We start from the raw sequence: 9,880 nt of genomic DNA on the forward strand, positions 1-9,880 counted from the left end.
GGCATCGAGGCCTCGCCCGAGCAGATCATGCTGACGGAATCAGGTACGCAGGCCATCGACCTCCTGTGCCGGTTCCTGATCGAGCCCGGCGACACCGTGCTGGTCGACGACCCCTGCTACTTCAACTTCCACGCCCTGTTGCGCGCTCACCGGGCCAAGGTCGTCAGCGTTCCCTACACGCCGTCGGGGCCGGATATCGATCTGTTCGCGCAGGCGTTGGCCGAGCATCGGCCACGCCTCTACATCACCAATTCCGGCATCCACAATCCGACCGGCGCGGTGCTGTCGCCAGTCACCGCGCACCGGCTGCTGAAACTCGCCGACCAATCGCAATTGACCATCGTCGAGGACGACATCTTCGCCGATTTCGAACATGCGCCCGCCCCCAGGCTGGCGGCGTTCGATGGCCTCAACCGCGTTGTCCATATCGGCAGCTTCTCCAAGACGCTGTCGGCATCGGTTCGCTGCGGCTTCATCGCCGCACCGCGCGACTGGATCGAGCCCCTGACCGACCTCAAAATCGCCACGACCTTCGGCGGCGGGCGGCTCGCGGCCGAACTGGTGCTGACGTTGCTGAAGGACGGCAGCTACCGCAAGCACATGGATTTGCTGCGCGCGAAGCTTGCGCGCGCCATGGGCGAGACGGCCGCCCACCTGAAAGCGATCGGCATCACGCCGTGGATCGACCAGCCGGCTGGCCTCTTCCTGTGGTGCAGTCTGCCGGACGGCGTCGATGCGGCCGAAGTCGCCCGCCGCTCTCTGGCCGACAACATCGTGCTGGCGCCCGGCAACGCATTCAGCCTGTCCGGAACGGCTGGCCGTTTCCTGCGCTTCAACGTTGCCCAATGCGCGGACGAGCGGATTTTCAGGGTGCTCGAGGCGGCGATGGCGCGTTGACGCGCATCAAGCTGATCCTGTTGCCTGGGCAACCTTCGGCTGCTAGGGAAACGCGAGCGCACTCGAGAGAATGTCTGCGCCGTCATTTTCCGGGATAGCGTTTATGGGAACCAGCAAGTCAGCAGACAAGTAGGCCGCAACAGCACTTCGTTGTTGCGGCGGCCCGTCATTTCCCATCTTCATTGAGAACGGCAGATCGCCGCCAAATGTAGCCATTTGAGCGGATGTTCAATCATGCCTTTTCCAAAAAACCCGACATGGACCACTTCCCTGCCAGCAGCCATGGTGCTGATGGCGCCCTTCGACATCCTGGCCTCGCTGGCCATGGACATCTACCTCCCGATTGTCCCGGCGATGCCGGGGATCCTCGAGACATCGCCTGATGTCATCCAGCTGACGCTGAGCCTCTACATGATCTGTCTTGGGCTCGGCCAAGTCGTCTTCGGCCCGATTTCCGACAGGATCGGCAGGCGCCCGGTGCTGATCGGTGGCGCGCTTTTGTTTTCAGGCGCTTCCTTTCTGCTCGCCAGCACCTCACTGGCCGCTGTCTTCGTCGTCCTGCGCGTCATGCAGTCCATTGGTGCGTCCGCCATTCTCGTTGCAACCTTCGCAACGGTTCGCGACGTCTATGCGCAAAGACCCGAAAGTGCCGTCATTTACGGCCTGTTCAGCTCGATGTTGGCTTTCGTGCCGGCGTTGGGGCCGGTTGCCGGTGCGTTGATTGCCGACAATTTCGGCTGGCGGGCGATCTTCCTGACGCTCGGAGTCCTGGCCACGGCAGCTACCCTCAACGCATGGCCGAAATGGCACGAAACCCGCCCCTCGAATGGCGATACCAGGCGAATGGCGCTTCGACCCATTCTCTCCAGTCTTGCCTTCTGGACCTACACGCTTGCATTCAGTGCCGCCATGGGCGCCTTCTTCGTGTTCTTTTCGACTGCGCCACGGGTGCTCATGGATCGCGCCGGCTTTTCACAGTTCGGCTTCAGTCTAGCCTTCGCCACCGCGGCGCTGGTGATGATCGTCACCACCCGTTTCGCCAGAAGGTTCATTGCAAGCTGGGGCATCGCCGGCAGTGCCATCAGGGGCATGGCGATGCTGCTGTTCGGCGCGGCGCTATTGGCAGTGGGGCAACTGTTCGCACAGCCCTCCTTCGCGACATTTATCTTGCCGATGTGGGTCGTTGCCGTGGGTATCGTCTTCATTGTCTCAGTCACCGCAAACGGTGCACTCGAGGCGTTTGGCGATGTCGCGGGAACCGCAGTCGCACTCTACTTCTGCATCCAGAGCCTTGTCGTCGGCATCTTCGGCACGTTGTTCGTCGTCCTGCTCGGCGGAGACACGGCGTGGCCGCTGGTCGCCTACTGTTCGGTCATGGCGACGCTCACACTAAGCGCACTGAGGCATTTGCAGAAACGCCAAACCGAATAGACTGGACAGATGAGAAGCCTGGGCGGTTGGCGCAGGCTTCTCATCGTTGTCAGCGCGACGCCGCACACACCTCCCGCACACAGTCGCGCAACCAGCGTTGCGCCGGATCGGCATCGAGGCGCGGATGCCAGAGCATGGAGATAGTGACTTCCGCGGTGGCAACCGGCAGGGGAAAACTGCGCATGCCGGCGCGTGCGCCCTCGGTATGCCGCTCCGGAACGCTGGCGATCAGGTCTGATGTGCGGGCCATGGCAAGGGCTGCCGAGAAACCGGAAACCATGCACACGACGGTCCGCCGCAGCCCGAGCCGGTTCAAAGCCTCGTCGATCGGCCCTTTCTCGCGGCCACGCCGTGAAACGCTGATGTGTCGGCCTGCGGCATAGCGCTCAGGCGTCACCGCGCCCTCGGTCAAGGGATGGCCCGTTCGCACGGCGCCGATGAAGCGGTCGCGAAGCAGCGCCTGGATGCGCACCTCCGGGCCGGTCTCGCCAGCGACGCCTATGTCCAGATCGATCGCCGCGTCGCGCAGCGACATGACGTCCCGGTCGGACTTCGGTGCAAAGCGCAGCCGCACGCCGGGCGCATCGGCCTGGATACGGGCAACGAGACGAGGTGCGAACTCTTCGACGAAGCTCTCATTGGTGCGCAGCGTGAAGACCCTGTCCAGGTTCGGGAGATCGAGCAAGGTGGCAGGGCGCAGGATCGCCTCCGCATCCTGGACGACAGGGCCTACCTGCTGTCGCAGTTCTTCCGCACGCGGCGTAGCCACAAGGCCTCGACCGGCGCGAACCAGCAGCGGATCGCCCGTCGCCTGGCGCAGTCGCGCCAGCGTGCGGCTCATCGCCGAAGGGCTGAGGCGTAGGCGGCTGGCGGCGCGCGCCACGCTGCCTTCGGTCAGCAGGACGTCGAGAGCGAACAGTAAGTTGAGATCGGGTGATGTCATCGGCAGATCATGACATGATATGGCGCCAAACGCACGAATAAGATGCAAATGCTGCGCCTTCCGCCACATTGGCCAAGGAACTAGATCTCCAGCAGTTCCGGTTGTGGGACTGATGGAAGGAGATCGCCGTGGCAATCGCTGAGCAAAATCCGGACGCGCTGACATCGGCGCCACCACGGATGCAATCCGCCGGCTGGGCGTTGGCAAGCCTGTCGCTCGCCACACTGCTGTCGTCGCTGGGAACCAGCATTGCCAGCGTCGGGCTGCCGTCGCTGATGCAGAATTTCGGCGCGACGTTCCAGGCCGTGCAATGGGTTGTTCTGGCCTATCTCCTCGCCATCACCACACTGATCGTCAGCGCCGGCCGGCTGGCCGACATGTTCGGGCGCCGACCGTTGCTGCTTGGGGGCATCGCGCTGTTCACGTCCGCATCGGTGCTCTGCGGCCTGGCGCCGACACTCTGGCTGCTGATTGCCGCACGCGCCGTGCAGGGACTTGGCGCAGCGCTGATGATGGCGCTGACGCTGGCCTTCGTCGCCGAAACCGTGACCAAAGACAGAATCGGCGGCGCCATGGGCCTGCTCGGCGCCATGTCCGCGATCGGCACGACACTTGGCCCCTCGCTCGGCGGCCTTTTGATCACCGGCTTCGGCTGGCGGGCGATCTTCCTCGTCAATGTCCCGCTGGGAGTGCTCACCTTCGCTCTTGCCTGGCGTGCCCTGCCGGCACGCAATAAAACCGCGCGGCTCGACCGAGGCACGTTCGATGTCGTGGGCACCGCCCTGCTGGCCCTGACGTTGGCCGCCTATGCGCTGGCGATGACGCTGGGCAGAGGCAATTTCGGCACGCTCAACATCGGCCTGCTGATCGCCGCAGGCACCGGCGTTTTTCTTTTCGCCGCCGCGCAGGCGAGAGTGAAAAACCCCTTGATCCGGCTTGCCAGCTTCCGCGATCTCCAGCTGAGTGCCAGTCTCGCCATGAGCCTCGTCGTCGCCACGGTGATGATGGCGACGCTGGTTGTGGCTCCGTTCTACCTGTCGCGCGGGCTCGGGCTGGATGCTGCAATGGTGGGTGTGGTGCTGTCGACCGGCCCGCTCGTCTCGACCTTGTCGGCGCTGGTGGCCGGACGCCTGACCGACCGCTTCGGCGCTCATAGGATGATGGTCGCAGGCCTGCTCAGCCTCACGACAGGCACGTTCCTGCTGTCGCTCGCCGTGACCAGATTCGGCATTGCCGGCTATGTCGTTGCGATCACCGTCACCTGCATCGGCTACGCGCTGTTCCAGACGTCGAACAATGCAGCCGTCATGACCGGCGTTGACGCGGGTCAGCGCGGCGTCGTCTCCGGTCTGCTCAACCTTTCGCGCAATCTCGGGCTCATCACCGGCGCCTCGTTGATGGGCGCCATATTCGCCGTCGCATCGGCCGAAGGGCACGAAGGCATTGGTCTTCTGAGTTCCGAGGCCGCCGCCCGGGGAATGCAGGTCACCTTTCAGACGGCGACGGTGCTGGCGCTGGCTGCGCTGTTCCTCGCACTGCTCTCGGCCCGCGCCACAGGCCGCGCAGAATCCAGGGCTTCGTGACGCGCACACCGCTCAGAGAGTAGAATTCCAAACAGGCTCAGGCACCTGCCCGCTTGCGGCGTTCATAGAGCATGACCAGCGTTTCCGCCGTCAAGGCAGGCTTTTCCTCGCCTTCGATCTCGACCGTGTTGGCCGCCTTCATCAGATACTGGCCCGGGCCCCTGTCCTCCATGGACAGCAGCGTGATGCGCAGTCTGATGCGGGCGCCGACCCTGACCGGCGCCAGGAAGCGTACTTTGTCGAAGCCATAATTGAAGGCGGCCTGCGTATTCTCGGGCACGATGCCCATGCCGAGCGCCAGCGCGCCGATGATCGACAGCGTCAGATAGCCATGCGCGATCGTCGTGCGGAACGGGCTTTGCCGCCGCGCCCTTTCAGGGTCGACATGAATCCATTGATGGTCGCCGGTGCATTCAGCGAACTGATCGATGCGGTTCTGGTCGACCGTCGTCCACTCCGACACGCCGAGTTCCAGCCCGGCCATCGTCCTCAACTGCTCGTAGGTAGGCGGCGTTTTAGGCCGTATTTCGTTCATTCCTGGTTTCCCGATCGCTTCCAGAGCCTCCGGACCACGAACTGACGGCCTCTGTCAATTCGCTCTACACGAATCCGTTCCGTCGATTTCGGCCGCAATCGTGCCACGCCGCCGGCGCAGTCGCAGGCCAACTCGGGCTTTCCGGTCTTCAGGGCGGCCGGCAGCCATGAACCGGTCCCGGCCACATCCGCTACTTCTTCTCGTAGCCGGCGCGGATTTCCTCCATCGCCTCCTTGATGCGGGTGCGCAGGATGTCGACCGATTCGGCACCGGATTTCTTGACCAGTTCAGCCACTTCGCCGGCATTTTTCAACGCGGCCTCGAAGGACTTTCTGGCAAACTCCGTCTGTTTGGCCATCAGTTCCTGCGGATTGCCCGGCGCCCTGTAGCTTTGCGCCATATCGGTGACCTCGCGCAGCGTATCCTGCAGCATCTCGCGCTGCCGGGACAACAGCGAGGTGGCGCCGGCGGCACCGGCTCGTGCCGATTTCTCCAGCGCTTCGAGGTTCTTGCGATGATGGGCGAGGATCGCCTCGACATCGACATTCGGCACCTTCAGGTCGCGGCCGAACCTGCCGAACATGTCCATGAAGGAATCGGATTCCGGTTGTTTTGCCATGCTTGTTTGCTCCCCTTTGCCGCGGATGCGGGCACCCTCGGATGGAGAATAACACTCGCGTGCCGTGAGTCCATTCGGACGCGGAGGAATGAGCGCCAGTCTGGCCGCGCATCAATTCACGAGGAACAGCCGCTCGGCCACATAGAGCACGACACCGGCGAGGCCGCCGATGATCATGCCGTTGAAGCGGATGTACTGCAGGTCCCGGCCGATGTTCATCTCGATCAGCCGCGTCAGTTGCGCGAGGTCCCAGCGTTTGACCTGGTCGGCGATGAATGTCGACACGCCGGCCTTCTGGCTCTCCACGAACGACGCCAGCGCCACCACGAACCCCTGGTTCATGTCGGCCCGGATCTGCGCATCGCCGGCAAGATGCCGGCCGACCTCGACGAACATGTTGGCGAGGTGCGCACGGATGACCGAATTCGGCGCCTTGGCATCCTGCTCGATGAACTGGCTGAGGCTTGCCCACATGTCGCCGGCCAATCCCTTGACCTCCGGCCGGCCCAGGAAGTCGCGCTTCAGCTTTTCGGCCCGTTTGGCGTATTGTTTCGATGTCCTCAGCTTATCGATGAAGCCTTGGGCGAAGCTGTCGAATTCGGCGCGCAGCGGGTGGTCGGGATCGGCCCTCACTTCGTCGAGCAGCGAGCCCGCCGAGGCGACGATCTTCTTCAGGAGATAGGCGTCGGCGCGGAACAGGTTGAACAGCGACGGCAGTTCCTCGCGGATTTTTTCGCGCATCGTTGCCAGCGCTTTTTCGTCATTGAGGAACCGCCCGATCACCTTGGTGAATTCGTCGAACAATTTCTGATGGCGGCGATCATCGGTAAGCGCCGAGAGCAGTTCGGCGGCCAGCGGCGCCAGCGGCACCTTTTCGATCTGTTCGAGCATGCGGCTGGTGACGAAGCCGCGCAGGCCGGATTGCTCTATCGCCGCAAGCGTCTGCGGCACCAGCCGCACGATGAAGCGCGACAGGCCGGCGGCGCGCTCCGTATCGGCCAGCCAATCGGCGACCAGCGCCGAAAAATCGACCTCGGCAAGCTTTTCACGCACCGGTTCGGGCGCCAGAAAGTTGACCTCGATGAAGCGGCCGAGATTGTCGGCGATGCGGTTCTGGTTCTCGGGGATAATGGCGGTGTGCGGGATCGGCAGCCCCAGCGGCCTTCGAAACAGCGCCACCACCGCGTACCAGTCGGCGAGGCCGCCGATGGTCGCCGCCTCGGCAAAGGCAGCGACGAAGCCGAGCCACGCATGGATGTGCTCGAACGATTTGGCGAGCGCAAACACCAGTACGCAAAGCGCCAGCGCGGCCGCCGCGAGGAATTTCGTCCGCCGCAACGCGGAAAGCTTCGCATCCGCTTCGGCATCGAAACGGACCGGCGTCAAGGGCGAAGCCGATTGTGACATGGGTGAGCCGCTCCTCGTCGATCTCAGCCTATCTAGTGTTCCGACGGCCGAAATACCCGCGACAGCCGGTTTCGCCCGGCATCTTGCCCGGCTGCGCACACAAAGTTGAGGAGAAAATTCATCTATCGCGCCAAGCTAGTCTGGAATTATTCCAAGGTATAGGCCATATTCCGCCTGGGCCAATGTGGCGAATCCGGAATTTCGGGTCAAAGCCGCATCAGCAAAATTTCCAGATCTGGCGTGGGTTGCACCGCCCCAGTGCCTTGTGAGGACAATATGCGGCTTACGCGCCAGACCAACTATGCCATGCGCATCTTGATGTATTGCGCGGCAAATGACGACCGATTGAGCCGTATTCCCGAGATCGCGGCCGCCTATTCTGTGTCGGAGCTTTTCCTGTTCAAGATCCTGCAGCCGCTGGTCGAGCACGGCCTCGTCCAGACCGTGCGTGGCAGGAATGGCGGCGTCAAGCTTGGCCGGGCGGCCGAAGCCATCAGCCTGTTCGATGTCGTGCGCGTGACGGAAGAGAGCTTCGCCATGGCCGAATGCTTCGAGAACGATGCCGCCGAATGCCCGCTCGTCGACAGCTGCGCGCTGAACTCGGCGCTGCGCGAGGCCCTGAATGCGTTTTTCGCAGTGCTCGCCCGCTATACGATCGCCGATCTGGTAGCGGCGCGGCCGAATGTACGCAACCTGCTCGGCATCGACATGCTGATGGAGCGCCGCGCCCCGGCTGCCTAGCGTATTTCTCCCCGTTCTGCGGAGAGAAATGCCCGGCAGGGCAATGAGGGGCGGCGCCGACTTCGACAATTGGCGGGAGAAGCGCAGGAAACCGCCATTCGCAGGCCCGGCCTCACCTGAATATCAATAGACCGCCGACTGCGGCAGCACGAACGGCATATTGCCCGCCGGCAGCACGCCGACCTTGAGCCGGCAGTCGAACACTTTCTCGATCAGATCATCGCTCAGCACGTCCCGCGGCGATCCGGCGGCGGCCAGCCGGCCGCGATGCATGACGAAGATCCGCTCCGCATACATGGCCGTCAGATTGAGGTCATGCAGGATGGCGACCACGCCACCGCCCCTTCTGGCGAAGTCGCGGGCAATGTTCATGATGATCAGCTGGTGCTTGATGTCGAGGCTGGACACTGGCTCGTCGAGGAACAGAAAGCGCGGCTTGCCGTCGAGCACCGGCGCCCAGACCTGGCATAGCACGCGCGCCAACTGAACGCGCTGTTGCTCCCCGCCGGAAAGCTCCTGGTAGAAACGGCCGGCAAAGCCGTCGAGATCGACACGCGCCAGCGCCCGTTCCGGCAGCCGCGCATCCTCGCCCGGCAAGGCGCCCGAACGGCCGCCGACAAGACCAAGCTTGACCACTTCCCGCACGGTGAACGGGAACGACAGCGTCGTCGCCTGCGGCAGCACCGCGCGATGGACGGCTGCCTCGGCCGGCTTCATCGTCGAGAGATCTCGGCCGTTGAGGGCAACGCGGCCGGTATAGGCGAGCTCGCCGGAGAGCGCTTTGAGGAAGGTCGTCTTGCCCGAACCATTGGGGCCGACGACGGCGGCGATCTCGCCGGGCCGCGCGTGGAAATCGACACCACTGACGATAGGCTTGCCGGCGATATCAACCGAAACATCCTTTGCCTCGATCATCAAGCCTCACAAATCAACCACGCCGCGCTTGCGCAGCAGGATCCAAAGGAAGAACGGCGCGCCCGCTATCGCGGTGACGATGCCTATCGGCAGTTCGGCCGGCGCAACGATGGTGCGTGCGACCGCATCGGCCAGAAGCAGCAGCGAGGCGCCGAGCAGCGCCGACGCCGGCAGCAGATAGCGATTGTCCGGACCAATCAGCAGGCGCAGCAGATGCGGCACCACGATGCCGACGAAGCCGATGCCGCCGCTGACGGCGACGGATGCGCCGACCGCGGCGGAGACGCCGACGATGGCCGTGTATTTCAGCCGCTGCACCGGAATGCCGAGATGGCCGGCGGTCGCCTCGCCAAGCGCCAGCGCGTTGAGGCCGCGTGCCAGGAACGGCATCGCCGCCAGCGCCAGGACGATGATCGGCCCTACCGACGCGATCTTCGCCCAGGTCGCACCACCGAGCGATCCGAGTTGCCAGAAGGTCAGGTCGCGCAACTGGCGATCGTCGGCCATGAAGATAAGGATGCCGGTCAGCGCCATGGCGAGCGCCGCCAGCGCGATGCCCGCGAGCAGCATTGTGGCAACCGAGGTTTGCCCCCGCCGCGTCGCGACCTGATAGAGCATCAGCGTGGTGGCGAGCCCGCCACAGAAGGCCGCCAGCGGCAGGGCAAGCGTGCCGAGCAAGACTGTCACCGGAGCCAATATCGTCGCGCCGAGCACGATGACGGCAACCGCGCCGAGGCTGGAGCCGGCCGAGACGCCGATCAGGCCGGGGTCCGCCAGCGGATTGCGGAACAGCCCCTGCATGACCGCGC

At 63.9% G+C, this 9,880-nt stretch carries 10 protein-coding genes; 4 read left to right on the plus strand and 6 right to left on the minus strand.

Going from position 1 to position 9,880, the window contains the following annotated elements; genetic code table 11:
• Together ENZ74_RS10650 and cml are read left to right on the plus strand one after the other, a co-directional pair.
• The coding region (locus ENZ74_RS10650) for a PLP-dependent aminotransferase family protein (protein ID WP_164760995.1) at positions 1-897 on the plus strand (897 nt) is incomplete at its 5' end.
• Between the two features lie 234 nt (positions 898-1,131).
• Positions 1,132-2,328, plus strand: a complete 1,197-nt coding sequence (gene cml / locus ENZ74_RS10655; RefSeq protein WP_063168161.1) for a CmlA/FloR family chloramphenicol efflux MFS transporter — start codon at positions 1,132-1,134, stop codon at positions 2,326-2,328.
• A gap of 49 nt (positions 2,329-2,377) precedes the next feature.
• On the opposite strand, the gene ENZ74_RS10660 is transcribed toward cml, so the two are convergent.
• A complete protein-coding gene (locus ENZ74_RS10660; RefSeq protein ID WP_063170254.1) occupies positions 2,378-3,271 on the minus strand; it encodes a LysR family transcriptional regulator in 894 nt (297 codons plus the stop codon).
• Between the two features lie 128 nt (positions 3,272-3,399).
• On the opposite strand from ENZ74_RS10660, the gene ENZ74_RS10665 reads away from it, so the two are divergent.
• Entirely contained in the window at positions 3,400-4,854 is a 1,455-nt protein-coding gene (locus tag ENZ74_RS10665; protein WP_063168162.1) for an MFS transporter, read from the plus strand.
• Positions 4,855-4,891: 37 nt separating this feature from the next.
• Here ENZ74_RS10665 and ENZ74_RS10670 read toward each other — a convergent pair whose 3' ends face one another.
• The 3 genes from ENZ74_RS10670 to ENZ74_RS10680 all read right to left on the minus strand — a co-directional run bounded on the left by ENZ74_RS10670 (position 4,892) and on the right by ENZ74_RS10680 (position 7,415).
• Positions 4,892-5,389 (minus strand): MaoC family dehydratase, encoded by a 498-nt coding sequence (locus tag ENZ74_RS10670; RefSeq protein WP_013531248.1) that lies wholly within the window; start codon positions 5,387-5,389, stop codon positions 4,892-4,894.
• Between the two features lie 190 nt (positions 5,390-5,579).
• Entirely contained in the window at positions 5,580-6,008 is a 429-nt protein-coding gene (locus ENZ74_RS10675) for a phasin family protein (RefSeq protein ID WP_024503818.1), read from the minus strand.
• Positions 6,009-6,119: 111 nt separating this feature from the next.
• Entirely contained in the window at positions 6,120-7,415 is a 1,296-nt protein-coding gene (locus tag ENZ74_RS10680; protein WP_063168163.1) for a DUF445 domain-containing protein, read from the minus strand.
• Positions 7,416-7,691: 276 nt separating this feature from the next.
• Between ENZ74_RS10680 and rirA the strand changes: the two genes are divergently transcribed.
• The gene (gene rirA / locus ENZ74_RS10685; protein WP_013531245.1) at positions 7,692-8,156 is read left to right on the plus strand and encodes an iron-responsive transcriptional regulator RirA; all 465 of its coding nucleotides are present in this window, start codon (positions 7,692-7,694) and stop codon (positions 8,154-8,156) included.
• Between the two features lie 123 nt (positions 8,157-8,279).
• On the opposite strand, the gene ENZ74_RS10690 is transcribed toward rirA, so the two are convergent.
• Together ENZ74_RS10690 and ENZ74_RS10695 are read right to left on the minus strand one after the other, a co-directional pair.
• On the minus strand, positions 8,280-9,071 hold the full coding sequence (locus tag ENZ74_RS10690) for a heme ABC transporter ATP-binding protein (RefSeq protein WP_063168164.1): 792 nt from the start codon (positions 9,069-9,071) through the stop codon (positions 8,280-8,282).
• Positions 9,072-9,077: 6 nt separating this feature from the next.
• A partial coding sequence (locus ENZ74_RS10695) for an iron ABC transporter permease (RefSeq protein ID WP_164760996.1) occupies positions 9,078-9,880 on the minus strand: 803 nt, incomplete at its 5' end.

Source organism: Mesorhizobium sp. M7A.F.Ca.CA.002.15.2.1 (assembly GCF_003998715.1).
GTDB lineage: Bacteria > Pseudomonadota > Alphaproteobacteria > Rhizobiales > Rhizobiaceae > Mesorhizobium > Mesorhizobium ciceri.